General features: G+C 35.3%; 22 protein-coding genes. 6 read left to right on the top strand and 16 right to left on the bottom strand.

From position 1 onward, the window contains the following. Positions 1-24: 24 nt before the first annotated feature. Both rpmH and carB read left to right on the top strand, forming a co-directional pair. Positions 25-186, top strand: a complete 162-nt coding sequence (gene rpmH / locus VI621_RS14465) for a 50S ribosomal protein L34 (protein WP_007136275.1) — start codon at positions 25-27, stop codon at positions 184-186. A 150-nt stretch (positions 187-336) separates the two neighbouring features. Continuing rightward, entirely contained in the window at positions 337-3189 is a 2853-nt protein-coding gene (carB, locus tag VI621_RS14460) for a carbamoyl-phosphate synthase large subunit (protein WP_324219115.1), read from the top strand. 79 nt (positions 3190-3268) lie between these two features. Here the strand turns inward: carB and VI621_RS14455 are convergent, their stop codons facing one another. The 9 genes from VI621_RS14455 to VI621_RS14415 all read right to left on the bottom strand — a co-directional run bounded on the left by VI621_RS14455 (position 3269) and on the right by VI621_RS14415 (position 13843). Then, positions 3269-3796, bottom strand: coding sequence for a hypothetical protein (locus tag VI621_RS14455; RefSeq protein ID WP_324219114.1), 528 nt, complete (start codon positions 3794-3796; stop codon positions 3269-3271). A gap of 342 nt (positions 3797-4138) precedes the next feature. Next, complete coding sequence (locus VI621_RS14450; RefSeq protein ID WP_324219113.1) at positions 4139-4450, bottom strand: hypothetical protein; 312 nt, start codon at positions 4448-4450, stop codon at positions 4139-4141. Positions 4451-4791: 341 nt separating this feature from the next. Further along, positions 4792-5241: a VOC family protein gene (locus VI621_RS14445; RefSeq protein WP_324219112.1), complete on the bottom strand. Its 450-nt coding sequence runs from the start codon at positions 5239-5241 to the stop codon at positions 4792-4794. Between the two features lie 731 nt (positions 5242-5972). Then, the gene (locus tag VI621_RS14440; RefSeq protein WP_324219111.1) at positions 5973-8564 is read right to left on the bottom strand and encodes a cation-translocating P-type ATPase; all 2592 of its coding nucleotides are present in this window, start codon (positions 8562-8564) and stop codon (positions 5973-5975) included. Positions 8565-8576: 12 nt separating this feature from the next. Beyond that, positions 8577-9575 (bottom strand): hypothetical protein, encoded by a 999-nt coding sequence (locus tag VI621_RS14435; protein ID WP_324219110.1) that lies wholly within the window; start codon positions 9573-9575, stop codon positions 8577-8579. 33 nt (positions 9576-9608) lie between these two features. After that, positions 9609-10697 carry a site-2 protease family protein gene (locus tag VI621_RS14430; protein WP_324219109.1) on the bottom strand — a complete coding sequence of 363 codons (1089 nt, stop codon included), beginning with the start codon at positions 10695-10697 and terminating at the stop codon, positions 9609-9611. An 88-nt stretch (positions 10698-10785) separates the two neighbouring features. After that, on the bottom strand, positions 10786-12450 hold the full coding sequence (locus VI621_RS14425; RefSeq protein WP_324219108.1) for a Na/Pi symporter: 1665 nt from the start codon (positions 12448-12450) through the stop codon (positions 10786-10788). 468 nt (positions 12451-12918) lie between these two features. Further along, positions 12919-13461: a YceI family protein gene (locus VI621_RS14420; protein ID WP_324219107.1), complete on the bottom strand. Its 543-nt coding sequence runs from the start codon at positions 13459-13461 to the stop codon at positions 12919-12921. Between the two features lie 16 nt (positions 13462-13477). After that, entirely contained in the window at positions 13478-13843 is a 366-nt protein-coding gene (locus VI621_RS14415; protein WP_324219106.1) for a hypothetical protein, read from the bottom strand. A gap of 89 nt (positions 13844-13932) precedes the next feature. Here VI621_RS14415 and VI621_RS14410 point away from each other — a divergent pair, with 89 nt between their 5' ends. The 4 genes from VI621_RS14410 to VI621_RS14395 all read left to right on the top strand — a co-directional run bounded on the left by VI621_RS14410 (position 13933) and on the right by VI621_RS14395 (position 16739). Further along, the gene (locus tag VI621_RS14410; protein WP_324219105.1) at positions 13933-14328 is read left to right on the top strand and encodes an OB-fold protein; all 396 of its coding nucleotides are present in this window, start codon (positions 13933-13935) and stop codon (positions 14326-14328) included. Positions 14329-14338: 10 nt separating this feature from the next. Continuing rightward, positions 14339-14857 carry an ankyrin repeat domain-containing protein gene (locus VI621_RS14405; RefSeq protein ID WP_324219104.1) on the top strand — a complete coding sequence of 173 codons (519 nt, stop codon included), beginning with the start codon at positions 14339-14341 and terminating at the stop codon, positions 14855-14857. Positions 14858-14859: 2 nt separating this feature from the next. Then, on the top strand, positions 14860-15630 hold the full coding sequence (locus VI621_RS14400; RefSeq protein WP_324219103.1) for a T9SS type A sorting domain-containing protein: 771 nt from the start codon (positions 14860-14862) through the stop codon (positions 15628-15630). A gap of 233 nt (positions 15631-15863) precedes the next feature. Further along, positions 15864-16739, top strand: coding sequence for a DUF5777 family beta-barrel protein (locus VI621_RS14395; protein WP_324219102.1), 876 nt, complete (start codon positions 15864-15866; stop codon positions 16737-16739). A gap of 77 nt (positions 16740-16816) precedes the next feature. Here VI621_RS14395 and VI621_RS14390 read toward each other — a convergent pair whose 3' ends face one another. From VI621_RS14390 to VI621_RS14360, 7 genes are all read right to left on the bottom strand, one after another. Continuing rightward, positions 16817-18235 carry an SDR family oxidoreductase gene (locus VI621_RS14390; protein WP_324219101.1) on the bottom strand — a complete coding sequence of 473 codons (1419 nt, stop codon included), beginning with the start codon at positions 18233-18235 and terminating at the stop codon, positions 16817-16819. A gap of 25 nt (positions 18236-18260) precedes the next feature. Then, complete coding sequence (folE, locus tag VI621_RS14385; RefSeq protein ID WP_324219100.1) at positions 18261-18860, bottom strand: GTP cyclohydrolase I FolE; 600 nt, start codon at positions 18858-18860, stop codon at positions 18261-18263. Positions 18861-18888: 28 nt separating this feature from the next. Further along, positions 18889-19572 (bottom strand): SDR family oxidoreductase, encoded by a 684-nt coding sequence (locus VI621_RS14380; RefSeq protein WP_324219099.1) that lies wholly within the window; start codon positions 19570-19572, stop codon positions 18889-18891. A gap of 1 nt (position 19573) precedes the next feature. Continuing rightward, positions 19574-19852 carry a TIGR03643 family protein gene (locus VI621_RS14375; RefSeq protein WP_324219098.1) on the bottom strand — a complete coding sequence of 93 codons (279 nt, stop codon included), beginning with the start codon at positions 19850-19852 and terminating at the stop codon, positions 19574-19576. Positions 19853-19856: 4 nt separating this feature from the next. Beyond that, a complete protein-coding gene (locus tag VI621_RS14370) occupies positions 19857-21164 on the bottom strand; it encodes an ABC1 kinase family protein (RefSeq protein WP_324219097.1) in 1308 nt (435 codons plus the stop codon). Next, positions 21161-21823 (bottom strand): TetR family transcriptional regulator C-terminal domain-containing protein, encoded by a 663-nt coding sequence (locus VI621_RS14365; RefSeq protein WP_324219096.1) that lies wholly within the window; start codon positions 21821-21823, stop codon positions 21161-21163. Before VI621_RS14365 ends, VI621_RS14370 begins: the two co-directional genes overlap by 4 nt. Positions 21824-22015: 192 nt before the next feature. Continuing rightward, a complete protein-coding gene (locus tag VI621_RS14360) occupies positions 22016-22564 on the bottom strand; it encodes an acyl-CoA thioesterase (RefSeq protein WP_324219095.1) in 549 nt (182 codons plus the stop codon).

The raw sequence follows: 22564 nt of genomic DNA, 5'->3' as shown, positions 1-22564 counted from the left end.
TCAAGATTTTAAAGATAACAAAAAATGAGCAAAAGAACGTTTCAACCATCGAAAAGAAAAAGAAGAAATAAGCACGGATTTATGGACAGAATGGCTTCTGCAAATGGAAGAAAAGTTCTTGCACGTAGAAGAGCTAAAGGAAGACACAAATTGACAGTTTCTTGCGAACCAAGACACAAAAAATAATGTTTATTTAAACATAAATAAAGGCGTTACTTCTATTAGTATCGCCTTTTTTTATACCTTGTCGTGAAATTAAAGAGTTTAAAAGCTTTAATTATAAGCTGTTAAACCTTACTTGAAGCATAAAAATAACTACACAATAACTACAACACAATGCCAAAAGACAATTCCATAAAATCGGTTTTAATAATAGGTTCAGGACCAATCGTTATCGGTCAGGCTTGCGAATTTGATTATGCAGGTTCACAAGCTGCACGTTCCATACGCGAGGAAGGAATAGAAGTAATTCTGATTAATTCCAATCCGGCAACCATCATGACCGATCCATCTATGGCGGATCACGTTTATTTATTGCCGCTTACTACAAAATCAATCATTCAAATCCTAAAAGAACACCCGCAAATTGATGCTGTTTTGCCAACTATGGGAGGACAAACCGCTTTGAATTTGTGTCTGGAAGCAGATGCAAAAGGAATCTGGGAGGATTTTAATGTAAGATTAATTGGTGTCGATATCAATGCCATCAACATTACCGAAGACAGAGAGCAATTCAAACAGCTTTTAGAAAAAATAGGAATCCCTGCTGCACCGGCAAAAACGGCCACTTCTTACTTAGAAGGAAAAGAAATTGCACAGGAATTCGGGTTTCCGTTAGTAATTCGTCCATCGTTTACTTTGGGCGGAACCGGAGCTGCGATTGTTTATAAAAAAGAAGACTTCGACGATTTGTTAACCCGTGGGTTGGAAGCGTCGCCTATTCATGAAGTCTTAATAGATAAGGCTTTAATGGGATGGAAAGAATATGAATTAGAGCTTTTAAGAGATAAAAATGACAATGTGGTCATCATTTGTTCTATCGAAAATATGGATCCAATGGGAATCCATACCGGAGATAGTATCACTGTGGCGCCAGCGATGACTTTATCGGACACGACATTCCAAAAAATGCGTGATATGGCCATTTTAATGATGCGCAGTATCGGGAATTTTGCAGGAGGTTGTAACGTGCAGTTTGCCGTTTCTCCAGATGAAAAAGAAGATATCGTGGCTATTGAAATCAATCCGCGTGTGTCTCGTTCTTCTGCTTTAGCATCAAAAGCAACGGGTTATCCAATTGCTAAAATTGCTTCAAAATTAGCTTTAGGCTATCATTTGGATGAATTGCAAAATCAAATTACAAAATCGACTTCGGCTTTATTCGAACCGACTTTGGATTATGTAATCGTAAAAATCCCACGTTGGAACTTCGATAAATTCGAAGGTGCCGACAGGACTTTAGGTTTGCAAATGAAATCTGTAGGGGAAGTAATGGGGATTGGACGTTCGTTCCAGGAAGCTTTACACAAAGCCACACAATCTTTGGAAATTAAAAGAAACGGGCTGGGAGCGGACGGAAAAGGATATAAAAACTACGAACAGATTATCGAGAAACTGACTTTTGCAAGTTGGGATCGTGTTTTTGTGATTTATGATGCGATTGCCATGGGAATTCCATTGAGCACGATTCACGAAATCACCAGAATCGATATGTGGTTCCTGAAACAATACGAAGAATTATATACTTTAGAAAAAGAAGTTTCCAAGTATAAAATTGATAATTTACCTAAAGACTTAATGCTCGAAGCCAAACAAAAAGGTTTCGCCGACAGACAAATTGCACACATGATGGGCTGTCTGGAAAGTCAGGTTCATAAATTGCGTGAAGAACAAAAAGTAAACCGGGTTTACAAATTAGTAGATACTTGTGCGGCAGAATTCAAAGCACTAACCCCTTATTATTACTCCACATTTGAAGCTGAAATTGAAACGGCAACCGGAGAACGATATGTTCAGAACGAAAGTATTGTAACCAATAAAAAGAAAGTTGTAGTGCTGGGTTCAGGCCCTAACAGAATCGGACAGGGAATTGAGTTCGATTATTCTTGCGTTCACGGCGTAATGGCGGCATCCGAATGCGGTTATGAAACCATCATGATCAACTGTAATCCGGAAACGGTTTCCACTGATTTTGATACAGCCGATAAATTGTATTTCGAACCGGTTTTCTGGGAACATATTTACGATATCATCCGTCATGAAAAACCGGAAGGCGTTATCGTGCAATTGGGCGGGCAAACGGCTTTGAAATTGGCTGAAAAACTATCGAAATACGGAATCAAAATTTTGGGAACTAGTTTCGATGCTTTGGATTTAGCCGAAGACAGAGGACGTTTCTCAGAACTTTTAACCGATTTAAAAATCCCTTTCCCACAATTTGGAATTGCAGAAACGGCTGATGAAGCTTCGGCTTTGGCAGATGTTTTAGATTTCCCGCTTTTGGTAAGACCATCCTATGTTTTGGGAGGCCAAGGGATGAAAATCGTCATCAACAAAAAAGAATTGGAAGAGCATGTAATTGATTTGTTAAAATCGATTCCTGGGAATAAATTGCTTTTAGACCATTATTTAGACGGAGCCATTGAAGCCGAAGCGGATGCTATTTGCGATGGCGAAAACGTGTACATCATCGGAATTATGGAACACATCGAACCTTGCGGCGTGCATTCCGGAGATAGTAATGCCACTTTGCCACCGTTTAATTTAGGGGAATTTGTGATGCAGCAGATTAAAGATCATACTAAAAATATAGCATTGGCTTTGAGAACTGTTGGTTTAATCAACATTCAGTTCGCGATAAAAGATGATATTGTGTATATCATTGAAGCCAATCCGAGAGCTTCCCGTACGGTTCCGTTTATTTCGAAAGCCTATGGTGAACCTTATGTAAATTATGCAACCAAAGTAATGTTAGGGCATAATAAAGTAACGGATTTCAAGTTCAATCCGCAATTGAAAGGATTTGCTATTAAGCAACCGGTTTTCTCTTTCAGTAAATTCCATAATGTGAATAAAGCTTTAGGACCAGAAATGAAATCAACAGGAGAAAGTATCTTGTTTATTGATGATTTGAAAGATGATCAGTTTTATGAATTGTACTCCAGAAGAAAAATGTATTTGAGTAAATAAGCCTGAATTTATTATATATAAAAAAGTCCCGAAAATTTTCGGGACTTTTTTGTTAAATTAAATGAACTTTTATTCGAATTTAGTCAACATCATATCTATAATTGAAAGTTCCTTCGGTTGTAGTAAAATTGGTAACCGGGGATGCGGCATTTGCTTCATCAGCAGAATTAAAATAAAAAGTTCCTTTTACTGTTTTATCTGTAGTATTTACTGCAGTAATTGAAATAGAACCACTAAAGGTATCTTCATATTCAGCATTTGTATTGTCAATTAAATCAACATGAGATTTTGTACCGTCATACGTCTCTACGCTTAATGGATGTGTGCCAATTACTAAATCAGTTCGTTTAATCCAAATGTTTATTTCTTTTCCACCACCCAAACCACCGATGCTGCCTTGTAATCGTATAAATTCTGAACTAGGATAATAATCCCAAATTGTTGTGTTTGATTCGTTTGTACCAAAAACATTGTTCATTTCGTAATAAACGCCATTTATTTTAGCTGTCATTGCATATTGACTGGTGTTGTCACTTGAGTTGTCACTGGAACAACCAATTAGAGCAATAAAAAGAAAGGATAAAGAAAAATAATTAAAAATTTTCATAATATTTGTAATGTTAATTTGTTACATGTTTGGTGAGTAAAATTAATGTATCCAACAATAATGATGTTGTCGATTGCGCGTAAATACAATAAAATTCTTACTTTTCAAATATAGTAAAATTTTAATCATTTTAGATTTTTATAAATTATTTGCTCAAATAAAAAATGTATTTGAGTAAATAAACTTGAATTTAGTATAACAAAAAAGTCCCGAATTTTCGGAACTTTTTTGTTATAGAATAGGAGGCTGTTATAAATTGGTCACTTAATTTTAAAATTATAAGGAAGCTTCTTAAAAATGTGTTTTTAAAGATAATGCCTGTTAGCTGTAGCTTTGTTTCAATTAATGTCTATCCAAGGTATAAATGTATTTTTGGAAATTTTTGGGTAATTCATCCGTTATGGTCAATTTATTAGAAGTTATTGTAGGTTCAATCCTAATCACTTTCGTATTTTCATTAATTTCTACTTGATGTTTACTTTTCATGTTTACCATATCAATATGAAGCGCAGTAAATTCATATTTTCCGTTTTTTAAGTCAATTATTAGATATTCTTTAGGTCTAATTTGTCCTATAGATTTGTTGTCAATCCAAACATTTAGCCTAGCGGTGTTATCGACAGAATGTAGAATATTTGCACCATTATATATCATTATTTTTCCGTTTCCTAAAGTATTAGTGTCTACAACATCTAATTTAACAGAATTATATTCACTAGGTATTGGTTTTAGTGCACACGAGGATAAAATCGATATTAATATAAAAAGACATAATTTGATTCCACTTTTTCTAAAGATTTTCATTCTCACAGTTAATTTTAATTGTTATTGATTTAAAGTTACAGCTAACGTCCAGCTGCTTGTAAGCAGCGGCAGGAACTATCACTGACTATCACAAATATAGACGAAAATTGGAATTAACAGCGTTTTTTCCTAAGGGAAAAACTACTAAAGCCATTGTTGCAAACCGCTGCTAGGCACTCGTTGTTTTCTGCTTATATTTTTCCGTTATATTTTGGGTCAAAATCCACCATCCATTCAATACCGAATTTGTCTCTAAACATCCCAAAATAGGAACCCCAGGGACTTTCGCCAATAGGCATTTCAATATTTCCGCCCGCAGAAAGTCCGCTAAATAACTTGTCGGCTTCTTCACGACTTGCTGCACTAATAGATATTTTAGATCTGTTTTCATTTTCATTTACTCTACCCATACTTTCTGGAACATCATTCGCCATTAAAATATTTTTGCCAATAGGCAAAGCAATGTGCATTATTTTATTGGCTTCATTTTCTGCTATTGGAAATTCAGTCCCGAAGTTTCGGGATGACATATCTTTGAAACGCATAATCTTTGCGAACTCTCCGCCAAATACTGATTTGTAAAAATTGAATGCTTCTTCGGCATTTCCGTTGAAGTTAATGTAAGGATTGATAAGTGCCATAATTTTAATTTTTTAAGTTGTTTTTTTATTTCTTATTCCAAATATCTGAGTGCGGGGTTTCGCAATGCAATGACGCCTAACTTGTTTATATAACAAGGTTTTTAAAAAAATATTCTCCAATTAATCTAAAATAGCGTGACATTATTCCTAATGCACCTTTTTATATCTTCTATTAATATAATTAAAATTCTGGCAGAATCTATCTCTTCATCAGTTCCTGAATTTCCTTGATACTTTTACCGGCAAGCCATTCCGTTACGTTAAAATTTTGTTCTTCTGAATTAGTGGTTTAATGTAAAAAAGGTCAAATTTGACGTTACAGACGTTAAATTTGGGGTCTCTAACGCCAAATTTGAGGTCCATAACATCAAATTTGGGGTCTTTAATGCCAAATTTGAGGTCCATAACATCAAATTTGGGGGTTTATAACGTCAAATTTGGGGTCTCTAACACCAAATTTGAGGTCTCTAATGTCAAATTTGGGGTTTTCGATATTTTGTCCAAAAAAACGCTTTCAAAATTTAATTTCTGAAAGTGAATGTATTTTAAAATCTAAATTTTTAGTCAATCTATTTTATTTAGGACGACGCATTTATCTAAAATAGCTTGACATTATTCCTAATGCGCCTTTTTATATCTTCCGCTAATATGATTAAAATTCTGGTAAAATCTATCCCTTCATCAGCTCCTGAATTCCAAGACTATTTTGATTTTTGCTAAATTGAATTCTTTTAATGAGTGGATTTATTTTTCATATTTTTAATCCATTTCTCAAATTCCCCTGACCAAAATATAATGCTTGAGGCCGCCAGGGTTATAACCAACTCATAAAAAGTTAGTGGTTGTGTTTTGAAAATATTGTTAAAAAAGGGCGTATAAATAACCATAAACTGAAGTGTGATAGTTATCAGTAAGGCGCCCAGCATGGGTTTGTTGGAAAAAAAACCTATTTTAAAAACAGATTCCCGTTCTGAGCGAATGACCATTACATGCCCCAACTGGCTAAAACAAAGCACCGTGAATGCCATCGTTTGCCAATGTGCGTTCGTATCGTATATTGCCCATGCCTGAATTCCAATGGTTACTGAGCCCATTAAAAATCCTACCCATAAAATATGCATCGCCATACCGTTTGAAAAAATATTTTGCTTCGGATTTCTTGGTGGCCGTTTCATTATGGTTGCTTCGGATGGTTCTGAGGCCAGTGCTAATCCGGGTAAACCATCGGTAACCAGATTGATCCAAAGAATGTGTATGGCCAAAAGCGGAATGGGCAATCCGAAAAACGGCGCTAGAAATATGGCCCATATTTCCCCTGAATTTCCGGTCATTATATATTTGATAAATTTCAGGATATTATCAAATATCTTTCGCCCGTGTTTTACGGCAACAACGATAGTGGCAAAATTATCATCAAGCAAAATCATGTGTGAGGCTTCTTTGGATACTTCCGTGCCATTAATTCCCATGGCAATACCAATGTCGGCATTTTTAAGCGCGGGTGCATCATTCACGCCATCGCCAGTCATGGCAACAAAGTGATTTTTTGATTGCAAGGCATTAATGATTCTTAATTTCTGTTCCGGATTTACACGGGCATAAACCTTTACTTTTTCGACGATTTTCTCAAATTCTCCCTGAGATAATCCGGTAAGTTCAGAACCTGTCAGCACCAGATCTTCATCTGAGGAAATGATTCCCAGTTTTTCAGCAATGGCTTTGGCGGTAAGTTTATGGTCACCGGTAATCATAACCGGAATGATGCCGGCTTCTTTGCATTCGGAAACCGCTTGTTTTGCTTCTTCACGTGGCGGATCAATCATCCCGGCAAAACCAATGAGTGTTAGTCCCGATTCTATTTCGTCTGCATTTAATTTTTCGGGTAATGATGGAAGGGTCTTCATTGCATATCCCAAAACACGATATCCTTGTTCTGCCATTTCATTTGATTTGAGTTCAAATTCAGGAATACGCGATTTTTGATTGTCATCCAATTTGTCAAATAATACATCAACAGCACCTTTTGTAATGACAATAACCTCATTCGTGTTATCGATGCGATGTAAGGTGGTCATGCACTTTCGTTTGGAATCGAAAGGTAATTCAGCTTCTCGTGGATATTTTAATTCTAAATCATCTCGGTTTAAATTTTCATTGAAAGCATATTGTACCAATGCCACTTCGGTTGAATCGCCAAGCCATTTCCCCTCTTTATCTTTTGCGACATCATTATTTAATGCCATTACATTAAGGAGAATCTTATTTTCTGTAAAAACAGCATTATATTTTGTGTCTGAAGTTTCAAAAATTTCCTGTACGGTCATTTTATTCAGGGTAAGGGTTCCCGTTTTATCAGAGCAGATATAAGTTACCGAACCTAAGGTTTCAACAGCCGGTAACTTTCGGATAAGCGCATTGCTTTTTGCTAATTTCTTGGCGCCAAAGGCAAGTGCAATGGTTACCAATGCGGGCAATGCTTCCGGTATGGCAGCCACAGCAAGCGAAATGGAAGTAATCAGCATGGTTAAAATAGATTCCCCACGCAACCAACCGATAAAGAATATAACAGTGCAGATAATCAATATGGCCACAGATAATCGTTTTCCAAAAGAGGCTAATCTTTTTTGCAACGGTGTAGTAGTTTCATCGGTCTGAATCATTTTTGCGATATGTCCCAGTTCTGTATTCATTCCGGTTGCCACAACATAGGCTAGCCCTCGTCCGTTGGTAACTGACGTCCCTTTATAGCCCATATTGATACGATCGCCAAGCGGGTAGTCTGCTTTAGGCAGCTCATCAGGATTTTTTTCCACATTATGTGATTCACCTGTAAGGGCAGATTCATCTGCTTTTAACTGGTGTGTTTCAAAAAACCGGACATCAGCAGGAATGATATTGCCGGCTTCAAGTACCACTACATCACCTGAAACTAAGTCGGAAGCGGGAATATCAATCATTTTTCCATCGCGAATAACTCGGGCAAAATTTGCGGCCATATCCTTTAAAGCTTCCATCGCTTTTTCTGCACGGTATTCTTGTATGAACCCGACAAGAGCGTTAATGACAACAATGGCAAGAATAATTATGGTATCCGTTACATCGCCCAATATTCCGGAAATAATTGCTGCTATAATAAGGATTAAGATCATGAAATCAAGTAACTGATGCAATACCATCTGCAAAATGGTTTTCTTTTTTTTATCTTCAATTTGATTTTTTCCATTTTCTGACAAGCGTTTCAAAGCAGTAACATTATCAATACCTGATGGCGTTGTATTTAACAACTCTGTTATTTCTGATAGAGGGAGTAAATGCCAGTTCATCGCTTTTATTTTTTATTTTATATAATATAATAAGCCCATCATTAACACATATACCAACACTATTAAATAGGTATCGATGGCCAGTTTCCATTTTTTTTCTTCCTTGAAAACGATGCCGACAATACCAATTGCCGTAATGATAATGGTGCCAAGCACCGGTACAATATGATTGGGACTTGTATACTGGAAAATGGGACCTTTGGTGTATAGAATATCCTGAAGTGCCAGAATCGCAATATTGAAAATATTACTTCCAAAAATATTACCTATGGCAAGGTCAATAGTGCCCATCCGTATTGCAGCGATAGATACTACAACTTCGGGCAATGAGGTGGAAGCAGCTATAAATAAGGTACCGAAAAAACTTTGTCCCAATCCGCTAGCTTTGGCGAGATGTTCCCCGAAATAAGGCAATAGCATGGCAGCAGCCATCAAAATAACGGCATTCATAGCAAATTTGAGAACCACTTTTTTTAAGGTGATGGGAAAGGTATGTTTAGTTTCTTCCAGAAGAATACGCCCTTTTTTTTCGTAAAGAAATACAACCCGAATGGCAATAAAGTATAAAATGAGAAATAACAGGCTGAATTCTCCAATCCATATTATGGTTCCAAAAATATCGGGCATTAAAATGGCAATGGCAACAAAGCTCAGCAATATAATACCAAAGGATGCAGCAATCACATGACCTGTCTGAGCTACTGATGTTAATGGCTTTTTGTGATCATAAAACAAATCCATCATGGAAATGATAAGAATATTGAAAGCACAGCTTCCGACAATATCACCAACGGCAAGATCTGGTGCATCTAAAATGACAACAGAACTTATTCCATTCATTAATTCGGGCATCGAAGTTACGGATGCCATAAGGATAATTCCCATAAACATTTTTCCCCAACCGAGCATATCAGCCATCATATCGCCGTATTTTGAAAGCCGGGTTCCGGTTACAACGATTATCGCAGTTGCAATTATAAAGCCGATGATGTGTAAATATAAATTACTCATGATTGCTATTATTTCAAATGGTTGGAAATTATTTTACATTTCCTTTTTCAGGATATCTTTTACCATTATAAATTCTAAAATATTTTCAGTGTCTATTGCGCCTATTAGCCGATTGTTTTCCATCACAGGCATTAAGTTTGATTTATTTTGCTGTGCTTGCTGAAAGACCTCTTCAAGAAGAGCATCGGTGTTTAGAAAAATCAGATTGCTGTTCATCGCATTTCGGATTAACTCATTTTCACCTTGTTCTGATAGTGCTTTTATGATTTCATTTCTGCTTAATGTTCCAACAGGCTCATCGTTTTCAGTTACTAAAAAATTTTTGGATTGGCCATTCAACAACATTTGGACGGCTGCTTTTATTTTCTCGCCAGCATCAATTTTTTGGTAATGTTTCATGAGAACATCTTTTACCTTATATCCTTTTAACATTGATTTTACCTGAGTGTATTCGGCCTCAGCCTGTGCGGAAAGCATAACAAACAGGCCTATAAAAATCAAAAAAGGATTGTAATAAAAGCCTAAAAAAATAAATCCTAAGGCGAGTATCTGTCCGATTCTGGCAGCAATGTTAGTAGCAACCTGTCTTTCAAATTTCATGGCAAGCAATGCTCTTAGCACCCTTCCGCCATCCATTGGAAAAGCGGGAATAAAATTGAACAATGCCAGCCAAAGGTTGACGAAATAAAAAGCAAGAAAAAAATTGTTAGCGTTAATTCCACTAATTAATTGCTCGTTTAAAACTTTTGCGTCGGGTATTGTAATAAATAATCCGGTAATCATGGCTATAGCAATATTAACAGCAGGTCCTGCAATAGCAATTATTAATTCTTCTTTGGGTTTTTCGGGCATTGATTCTATACGGGCAAGACCACCAATGGGCAATAAAGTAATATCCTTGGTGATAATGTTGAATCTTTTAGCAGCCAGCGCATGACCCATTTCGTGCATTAAAACCGTGACAAATATGCTCAGTATGAAAATTACCGACCATATTATCTGTTCAGCATTTTGCCCCGCACGATAGTTGCTAAAAACGATGTAAGCGATAAGTATGGAAAAAGTCCAATGTATGAATAGATTAATCCCTGCAATATTTCCGATTTTGAATGATCCTTTCATGGTGTTTTTATTTTAGTTGTCCGATGGGATAAATGCTATTTTGGTTACGGTTTTACACATTTAAGGCAATTAAGGCTTTTTTACATGGTTATTTTACAAATAAAGGGTTGGCTTTAATGTTGTTTTCCGTTGCAGTATTGCCAACTGCTAAAAGCAAAGATTTTCTGCTGGAAAGAAATTCACGGTTCACATTCATTAATGTAGAAGCCTCGAATTCATTTAGTTGGTTTTTTTTCAATAGCACAATTACTTCCGATTTTTGCGCTTCTTCCAGTTTTATCGAATTGCTCATTGCAGTTTCAATTTCCAATGTCAATAGCGCTTTATCATGCAATTTTAACAACCGACTCAATAAGTTGTTGAATTCAATCCATTCGTTACGAAGAATCTCGCAGCGTTGGTATAAAACATCATTAGCTGAATCTTCAAAATCTATAAGATTGTGTTGAATGTCTTTTATGGCTTTGGCAGCAAAAACAGCCTGTCTGATACCACTTACATTTTGCAGCAGAAAATTGGCTTCGTCTTCCTCCAGATTGTTTTTCCGAATGCTGACATAATAGGCCAATAAGTCTCCTTCGGTTTGTTTTATTCGTTGGTATTCGAGTTCAATGTTTGTATCGGTTTTGGCAAATGATTTAATATTTTCAATAAATCCTTCAGGGGAATGTTTTTCAAGGTTTAGGATTTTTTTGATGAACTGGCGTATTTTATTAAATAGATTTAAAGCTTCATTTCGAAAAGTATCTGTGGCAAGCAAAGGTAAAACCGGCAGATTTTTACTGATGTATGTATTTTCGTTTGACCTGTCGGAAACAAATTTTCGTTCTAACCATTTAGAAAAAATATTTAGGAAAGGAATGAATAAAACGATGGACAACAAGTTAATGGACGTTTGAAAAAACACTAAACCAATTAAAGGATCATTAATCCGAACAATATTTTCAATAAAATAAATAATCCAATACAAAGAGAGATAGGCCACAATGGAAGTGAAAATATTATAGAAAAAATTACCGAAACCCACTCTTTTTTTATCCGCAGAACCAGTCATTCCCCAAAGCAATACTTTGATGGTGGTTCCTATTTCAGATCCAATGACGATTGCAGCTGCTGAAGGAAATGATATCGTGCCCGAGTATATTGCCGTAAGGGTTATCACTACAGTGGCAGAGCTGGACTGAATAATGGTTGTAACAATGAAGCCAATAATTACAAAAATAATGGGACTGTAATGGGAAAAAGATTTAAAGTCGACATATTTAACCAACTGCAAAGCCCCGTCTTTCATAAAGGCCAATCCCAAAAACAAAATTCCTAAAGCAAAAAAAACAACAAACAGATTATGCAATTTTCTTCTGTTTTCAGAAAAGAACATTCCGATTGCAGTGATGGCGATGATGGGTAATGCATAATTTAAAACGTCTAGCTTGAAACCTACGGATGCAATAATCCAACTGCTTAATGTGGTTCCCAAATTGGTTCCCAGAATAACACCCATGGCATTTCGGAAAGTTATAATGCCAGATTCAACAAAGGCGAGTACAATGAGGGATACTACGGAACTGCTTTGCACTATTCCCGTGATTATTGCGCCGCCAACAATAGATTTGAATAAATATTGCGTATTTCGTTTTAGAAAAAGTTTTAGTGATCGGCCTGAAATATTTTTCAATACCGTTTCCAATTGCCTCATTCCATAAAGAAAAAAGCCAAGCCCTGCTAAAAATTTCCATGTATCTAAGTACTGCATCTGTTGCTTCTATTTTTTGTTTAGTTAAACAAAATTATTAAGAACTTCAAGATTGTTTACTTTGGGGAATAAACAATAGGCATCAGCATGAGGAACAGACCAATTTGGGGTTTAATCGGTTGTGTTTTTAACTCGAAATATGTTAATGTCAACTACTATTTGATTAAATAACAAAATGAGATTTGAGGTTTCCTTTTTGAAAATTAATTAACCAGAATCGTCAGTAATTTTCCTTTTTGTGTATTGACGATATAAAATAAATATCCATTTAATTATTTAAGGTTATTTGCAAAATATTCCCATAAATAATTTAGCTTAACGTGCTAATTAATAATATTTTATAATTAAAAAATCAACAATATTTATAACAAATATAGTTATAAATATTGTTGATTTATAGAAATTGGTGCGCTAATTTTGGTCTCTGAATTTAGATAAATTGGGTTTTTTAAAAATGAATGGGTTCATTTATTTTACCAGAAAGTTTGTTTTTATGTTGACGGTTTTTGCTACTTTTTTGCTCACTACTTTTGGGATTTCAATGCCAAAATCATCTGAATTTACATTAAAATCTGAGATAATTTCTAAACCATCATCTACTTTTCTAAGTCTGACAATAGTGTTGATTTCTTTGGTTTTTCCATGCAATTCCAACACACCTTTCATTTTAAATTCTTTCGGAGACGTTCCAATGATATTCCAATTGAAACCCTGAATTTTACCTTTGAAAGTCGCCTTTGGATAAAGATCGCTTTCCATATAATTTTCATTAAAATGCTCTTCCATTAAAGCGATTTTAAAACGAAACCCTTTGATTAAAGCCAAGCTGGCAATTTCCCCGGTTTTTATATTTAAAATACAAGTGGCCGTTTCGTTCTTTGCTTTTACTTCTTCAAATGAAGGGACTGAGGCTTCAAAGATTATTTTACCAGTTTTGGTTAGCTTTTTATCTTGTGCAATTAAAGAGCCTGATGTCAAGATAATGATAAATAGTAATGTTAAATTTTTCATGATAGTGTTTATTTAATTATTCTAATAAACCGTCGTTTTTCCATTGAACTACTTGGTCAATAGTGCTTTGCGGCAATCTTGTTCCTCCGCTTGGCATCATGCCCGGACTTCCCTGAGGTCTGGAGATTCTGTCTAATAATCCTCTGTTTAAAACCGCATCCTTAACATTTGCGTATGTGGTTAAAGACATAGGCGCTCCGTTTGTAGGAGTGGTTCCATGACACATAATACAATTATTATCGATAATGTTTCTAATCGTACCCGTATAGGTTACGTTTTCATTAATAGGCGTATTGTTCGTTAAATCCGATTCCGAATCGGAAGTACAGCTTGTAATAATAAGGATTGACGAAAAAAAGGTTAGTGATTTTGTAAGTTTCATGGTTGATTTTATTGACATATTAAAGTTAAGGTTAAATATTTGAATATTAAAAAATTAATTAGTTAAATTTGTAAGATTAAACAGAAAATATGAAAAAAAATAAAATAATTTTAGTGTTTCTTTTTTTTACCATTGCTGCTGTTGGTTTGTATTTCTATCTTTATAAAGACCATCGCGACATTGCTTCAGAAAAAGAAAGTTATTTGGTATCAGCCAATTCAATATACGATGAATTTAAAAAAGATGAAACCAAATCTAACCAAAAATACCTTGACAAGACTATAGAAGTATACGGTAAAATATCAAGTTTGGATTCATCAACAAATACAATTGTCCTGGACGATAAATTAACAGCTGTTTTTACAGATAAAATTCCGACAAATACCTTGAAGTTATCAGCCATAAAAATAAAAGGCCGATTTATAGGTTATGATGATTTACTCGAAGAGTTAAAAATGGATCAATGCGTTTTAATAGTTAAATAAATTATTGATTATGAGGTATTTATACTTAACTTTATGCTTTGTTTTTTTTCAAACCGGATATTCGCAACAGGAGATTTTTGATGTCGCCAGAAAAGGAACTGTTGAAGAAGTAAAGGCAATAATGAAGCAATATCCGGATGCGATTAATTCTGTTAATGAAGCAGGATATTCACCATTAATTTTAGCGTGTTACAAGGGAAATGTAGATGTTGCAAATTTTTTAATAAAAAATGTGAAAGACATTGACGGAAACAGTTCCATGGGAACCCCTTTAATGGCAGCAGTTGTAAAAGGCAATAAAGAAATAGTTCAAGCACTTTTAGAAAACAAAGCCAACCCAAATATTACAGATCCAAACGGGACAACTGCTTTAATTTACGCCTCAATGTTTAAGAACTATGAAATAGTAAGTTTGTTGATAAAAGCACAAGCGAATCCAGATACTAAAGACAATAGAGGCAATTCGGCATTAGATTACGCCATACTTGCAAACGATGATAAATTAATTGAAATTATAAAAACAAAATAGCCATGAAAAAATTTACTTTAGCTTTGTCGATCTTTTTTGTTTTCTCAACTATGGTTGGGCAAACGTATTCAACGGGAACAATCCAGTTATCAAATACTGCCGGATTAGCATATTCAGCTAAAATTGATGTTACATCAAGTTTAGTAACGCTGACATTGGTTGGTCCGGGGGATAGATATTTAGGTTTAGGTTTTGGCGTTAATTCCATGACGTTAGGAGGAGATGCAGTAATTTATACCCAGAGCCCTACAGGAGCCCTTAGCGACAGAACATTTCAAGGAGTTGGCGTTGTTCCATCATTAGATGCCTCTCAAAGTTGGACCATAACCTCAAATACGGTAGCTTCAAATGTTAGAACATTAGTTGCCACAAGAGCTAGAGTTTCTGCAGGGAATTATACATTTAGTAATACTGCCGGACCATTAATGTTAGTTTGGTCGCGAGGAAATACGGCAAGTTATGATTTAGTGTATCATGGCGGTTCAAATAGGGGAGCATTAACAACAAACCTCACACTTGGAACAGAAGATTTTGCAGTTGAATCTTTCAAAATGTATCCAAATCCTACAAAAGGCTATACCACTATCGAGCTTCCTTCAGCAATTTCGTCTGGAGAAATTAAGGTTTATGATAATTTAGGAAGAGTGGTAAGTAAACAAACAATTACACCGCAAGAAAATAAAATTGACACTTCTTTTCTGTCCCAAGGTTCCTACATGGTTGTACTTAGAACAAATTATGGCAATTCAACAAAAACATTGTTAGTTGATTAAAATAACCTGAACCATCTATTAAATCTCAAAAATAGTTCATTAATGACTCGCAGTTATAATAGTTCAAGTAAAAGTTAATAGCTGCTTTTATGGAGAATAACTTATGTTAGGAATAAAAAAATTAATCTTTTAAAAAAATTAAATGCATCCAATTTGCGAAAAGCTACGTATATGATTTCAGAAAGTACCCAAACGAAATTATAAACCCTTTATTCGTCAATTAAAAATTAAGTATGAAAAAAATTATCCTCGCTTTATTATTCCCAATTTGTCTTTTTGCACAAGACGATTTACTATCTGAAATAGACACAGTTAAAGTCAATACAAAAGTGCAGTCGGCATTTAAATCTTTAAAAATAGTAAACATTGAATCGACCAAATTAGCCGCAAAAGACGATTTTTATTTTATAGTTGCCCACCGGTTTGACTATGTAAATCAAGGATTTGATGATTTTTTCGGTTTAGATAACGCCAATACGCAACTGAAGTTTCTTTACGGTGTAAACGATTGGTTAAACATTCATGTTTCCAGAAGTGGTTTTCAGGAAACCTATGATTTAGGGTTCAAATATTTGTTGAAGTCGCAGCAGAAAGACGGTTTTCCTTTCGCAATTGTTGGTTTTAGCAGTATTGCTGTTAATACAGAAATGAAGAAAGAAAATTTTCCAAAATTGAAGTTTGAGAACCGTTTGAGTTATGTTACCCAAGTACTGATTTCGAGAAAATTTACCGAGAAATTATCTTTAGAAATAGCACCAACCTATTTTCATGAAAATACCATAAGAGATATCCTAGACGAAAATAATGCTGTCATTTTGCCAAATCCACAGGATAACAGCCAGTTTGCGATAGGAGTAGGAGGAAGATATAAATTTGCGAAGCGTTGGTCTGTCAATATGGATTATGCGGCCCATTTGAACCGTGCAAATCAGTCTATTTATAAAAATCCACTTTCGATTGGGGTAGATTTAGAAACAGGCGGACATGTTTTTCAAATGCATTTTACTAATTCAAGAGCGATGCATGAAACCGGTTATTTGGGACAAACCACCGGCGATTGGGGTAAAGGTGAAATTGCTTTTGGTTTTAATTTAGTCAGAGTCTTTTAGTAGGTATAATTTTTATGGATTCAAAAAATCCCATCTGGTCAAAAACGGATGGGATTTTTTTATTTCATTTAAAATAATTATCGAATGAGTTTATTCAGCATTCCATTAAAAATAAATCCGTGAAATGGCAAAACAGAATACCAATATAATTTACCCCAAATACCTTTAGGTTTGAATGTTGCCGTTTGGTATAAGGTATTGTTGATGATTTTGAACTCTAACCAAGCTTGTCCCGGCAATTTCATTTCGGCATATAAAAGTAGTTTTCCTTCTTCTTTATTGGAATATAAAACACGCCAAAAATCCAACACATCGCCGGTATGGATTTCTGTCCTGTTGGTTCTGCCTCTTCTCGAACCAACCCCTCCGTATAATTTATCGATAAAACCTCTTATGCCCCAAAGCCAGTCGGCATAATACCAACCGGTGTCTCCACCAAGTGACCAAATGCGGTTGATGGTGAAATCCATGTTTTCAATTGTTTTTTTTCGTCTGTCGAGGTAACAATCTTTTCTGGGAACTTTTATATATTCGGATATACTGGTGCTGAATCGCCCGCTTACAAAGGAATCTTTCCAGCTGGAAGCAATTTTGTTTTCCTCGACTTTTATCAAGGCCCTGGAGATTGCCTGTTCATAGGACATTGGTGTAATGTGTAAGATTTCATTGATTCTATGATCTCTGCAAATCACTTCCACTTTCATGCTGCTCACCAATGCAGATGCCAGTTTGTAAGAAGTTGAGGTTATAAAATAAAGCCAATACGACGATAATTTTGGCGTCATTACCGGAATGGTAAAAATCCATCTTTTGAGTTTTCTGGCTTTAGCAAAACCCAATAGCATTTCTTTATACGTTAAAATGTCGGGGCCACCAATGTCAAAATTCTGATTATAGGTTAGGGGATTGAGTAATGATTTGGATAAAAACTTGAGTACATCGGATATTGCAATGGGCTGGCATTTTGTATTCAGCCATTTAGGCGCAATCATAATGGGAAGTTTGTTGACCAGATCCCGAATGATTTCGAACGAAGCACTTCCGGAACCCACAATAATTCCTGCTCTTAAAGTGGTTACAGGAAAGGCTCCTGAATTTAAAATTTCTTCTACTTTTTTTCTGGAAGACAAATGTTTTGAAAGCGATTTTTCATTGACAATTCCGCTCAGATAAATTACTTGTTTGGCATCAGTATAATTGATTCGTTCCACAAAATTCTCTGCTGAAATGCGCTCTAATTCATCAAAATCATCAGAAGCACCCGACATAGAATGGATTAGATAATAAGCGGCATCAATGTTTGCGGGAATATTATTTAAGGTAGTTTGATCTAAAAAATCGACTTCAATAACTTCTACTTTTTTTTGTAATTCTATCGGACAATAAAACCTGTTTTTATCTCTTACGCAACAAATAATATCGTGACCCTGCGCTGCTAAAATAGGCAAAAGCCGCTTCCCAATATATCCTGTTGCGCCGGTTAAGAGAATTTTCATGGTTTTATTTATAAATTTAAAACTTTTAGCTCAATTTATTGGAAACCAGACTGATAAATTCTTTTCTGGTTTTGTCTTTTTCAAAGGCACCGGTAAAAGAAGAAGTGGTGGTTACGGAATTTTGTTTCTGAATACCACGCATTTGCATGCACATGTGTTGCGCTTCAATCACAACAGCAACACCAAGCGGATTTAAAGCATCCTGAATACAATTTTTGATTTCGTCAGTAAGTCTTTCCTGAACCTGCATTCTTCTCGCAAAAGCATCTACTACTCTTGGTATTTTGCTCAATCCTACAATTTTTCCGTTTGGGATATACGCTACATGCGCTTTACCAAAAAACGGTAACATGTGGTGCTCGCACATTGAATAGACTTCGATGTCTTTTACGACAATCATTTGCTTATGATCTTCGGAGAACATAGCGGATTTTAATATTTCTAATGGATTCAAATCGTAACCATGGGTCAAAAACTGCATCGCTTTTGCCACGCGTTCCGGTGTTTTTTGAAGTCCTTCTCTGTTTAAATCTTCGCCTAGATCTTCAATAATGGATTTATAATTCTTTGATAAAGATTCAATTTTTTCTATATCGTAGGTTTCAACTTTTTCGTAGCTTTTCATTTATTAGGTATCGTTGTTTTATTCTTATTTACATTTTAAAAGTAACCAATCCGTAATCCATTTCGAAAACCTGTCCCGAAATAGACTTGGCATTTTCAGAAATAAGGAAATGCGCCATTTGTGCAACTTCATCTGGCTTTAAATAATTTTTCATAGGATGACGTTCGATCATATTTTCCTTCATTCGGTCATTTCTCAGAATATTTGCCGAAAGGGATGTTTCGGTAATCGTAGGGGCAATGGCGTTTATTCGGATAACGGAAGCAAGTTCAGCGCCAAGCGATTTTACCAGTCCTTCGACACCAGCTTTGGCAGTGGCTATGCTGGCATGAAACGGCATTCCTAATTTTGTCGCAACGGAGCTGAATAATACAATCGAGGGATTGTTTCCTTTTTTTAATGCCGGTAAAAATTTCTGGATGGTTTTTACAGCTCCAATCACATTGATTTCAAAATCATTTTTAAAATCATCAATACTCAAACTCATAATCGGTTTTAAGTTGATGGAGCCCGGACAGTAAATCAGCGCATCGATGTTCTCTATTTCCGGAAGTTCGTCCTGAAGCACATTCAGTGTAAAATGTTTCAGGTTTGGATGTGTGATTTCAGGAGCGGTTCGGCTGATATTGAAAACCGTATTGTTTTCGAGTTGCTGCAATAAAATGGCATTTCCAATTCCTTTGCTTCCGCCAATGATTACAATGTTTTTCATATTATCTTTTCGAAATTTTATTGTTATTGATTTGTCTTTGCATCGTACATTTAAAACGTCCTTCCCTAAATGCTCTTAATTTTTCATGCTTTGTTTTTCGTCCCTGAACTCTTTCGCGCCACATTTTGAAACTCGAAGCTTTCATTTCGGTTCGCATCAAATCAATGACTTGCTGTTCTTTCAATCCAAATTGCAATAAAATAGCATCGAAAGTGGTTCGGTCTTCCCAAGCCATTTCGATAACCCGGTCTTTATCCAGATCATTAAGTTCTTTTGACATTTTTCTATTGGTATTTCTGATATTGATTGACAACAATTTCGGCTTTCAAATCAAACATCAAATTGTACAATCCAAAGAAAGTTCGGTTCATATAGATGAAGTGTTTCGAGCCACGATTGCCATTCATTTTTCGGAGGTTGGTGTCATTGGCGAATCGTTCTCCCAATTTGGCGATATTTTCAAAAAATACGGCATCGGAAAAATCAAATGTCGGATTCTGAAACGGTTTGGTGAAAAGCGACAATAAATCATAAAACATTTCAGTGAAATATTCGATTTCTTCTTTGGAATCATCTACCCGCAGGATTTCTAAAGCAAATAATTTTTCGTTAAATAATTTCTTGTTATCGATTACTTTTTTATCAATCAATTCAAAATAAGGAACGTAGAAATCATCCGGAATCTGTTTCATACAGCCAAAATCCAACGCCACGAGTTCGTTTTTTTCGTTGACCAGAAAATTCCCGGGATGTGGATCGGCATGAACTTTTTTCAGCACATGAATCTGATACATATAAAAATCCCATAAAGCCTGACCAATTTTATTGGCGGTTTCTAAATCGTTGTTTTTATTGGTAAATTCCGAAAGATGGATGCCTTTCATCCAATCCATCGTGATGATTTTATCGGATGAAAATTCAGGATAATATTCCGGGAAAACCAGATTTGATATTTTCTTGCATGCTTTAACGACTTCCTGGCTTTGTTTCAGTTCCAATAAATAATTGGTTTCTTCAATCAGTTTGTCTTCCACTTCCTTAAAATATTTATCGGAATCTTTTCCCTGAAGGTTAAACATCCGGATTGCGATTGGTTTTACCAAAGCTAAATCCGAAGAAATGCTATTGGCAACTCCAGGATATTGAATTTTTACGGCGAGTTTTTTACCATTTTTTACCGCCAGATGCACCTGACCAATACTTGCTGCATTTACCGAATTGGCATTAAACTCATCGAAAATTTCATAAGGGGTTTTTCCAAAATTAGTTTTAAAGGTTTTCAAAACCAATGGTGCGGATAATGGCGGAACCGAAAACTGCGACAACGAAAATTTTTCTACATAAGCCTGAGGCAAAAAACTTTTGTCCATGCTTAACATTTGCGCTACTTTCAAAGCACTTCCTTTCAGGCTTTTCAGCCCGTCATAAATGTCTTCGGCATTGTTTTCATTAAGTTTGTCTTTGGTAATCTCGGGGTTCACTAATTTCTCTCCGTAATATTTTAGATAGTTGACGCCCACTTTAGCGCCGGTTTGCACTAACTTACTGGCACGTTCTATTTTTGATGTTGGAATATAATCGATCGTTTTCATGATTTGTTGTGTATTTTTTCTTTAAAAAGGAATTTACCAAAATCAATTAAACTGTCAATTGGCGTTATATTCATTAATTCGAAGGTGGCTTTTACGGATTTTTCAATAAAGATGTCAGTTTTTTCAAATGAAGGAGAGGAATCGTCCAGCCAGAATTTCATGGTCAGTAAAAGTTGTATCCAAGAGGCTTCCTGAATGGCTTTCTCCTGAAAATTTTGTAAACGTTCCTGTTGTGTTCTAAAATCGTCGGTAATTATTTCGGAAACATATTTTTTGAAACTGTTTCTTAAACCTGAAAGTTGCATCAAATTTTTCAGTTGATTTTGGTGTTCTTTCAAACTCATGACCACATAGCTTCTGTTGGCTGACAATAATTCGAAGAAAGTGAAATAAAAACTAAGCATTTTGGTTTTCATGTCATAGTCTTCGTAGTCTTTGTTTTTGTGCAGTAACTCGACTGTTTTTTCTAAAAAAGTCTTGAAGATTTCCTTTTCGATACTTTCCATCGTTCCGAAAAAGCTGTAGAATTCCGTTTCTGAGAAGCCATTTAGCTTTGCAAAATTGTAAACTGATTTTGGTTTTTCGTTATGCTCTAACGTATAATTCATATACATTGAGATAATTTTATCTTTTGTAAGTGCTGTTTTTTTAGTTGCCATGTGTATTTCTGATTTAGAGCATAAAGGTATATAATGTTTAACGATAAATAAATATAGTTAAACAAAATTTCACTTTATTTTATGCTTTTGAGAAGCATTGTTTAGAAATAACAGTTAGGAAGTTGATGTAAAATATAATTCAAGCTAAGAAGTGGCCTGATATTATTGGAATTATTTGTCAAATTGAAGCACCTATTTTAATTCTAATGAAACGTTGTATTGTTCGAGTTCCATCAAAACTTCTTTGGAAGAATAGTCGAAAGTTTCCTCGTGATGGTCTCTTTCTTTTTTGAGTGCCATTCTTTTCAGGCTATTATAAAAACGTCTTACTTCCTCCATGTTCGCAATAATTAATCCCGGAACTGTAACGGAATTTCCAAATTCATCTTTGGCAACCATCGTAAAATAGGAAGAATTACAATGTTTGACTTTGCCCGTCTGAATGTTTTCAGAATCAACCCGAATGCCAATTACCATCGATGTATTTCCAACATAATTTACCGAGGCTTTCATGGTTACCAATTCTCCAATTTCGATAGGTTTCAGAAAATCGACCGTATCCACAGAAGCCGTTACGCAATACGCTCCAGAATATTTCGATGCGCAGGCGAAAGCAATTTGATCCATTAGTGATAAAATATAGCCTCCGTGTATTTTTCCGTTAAAGTTAGAATGAGAGGGTAACATCAATTGTGAAATGGTCACTTTTGACGATTTTACATTTTTGAAACTGCTTTTCAT

Source organism: Flavobacterium sp. (assembly GCF_035292545.1).
GTDB lineage: Bacteria > Bacteroidota > Bacteroidia > Flavobacteriales > Flavobacteriaceae > Flavobacterium.
This window is presented reverse-complemented; position numbering and strand designations above follow the sequence as displayed.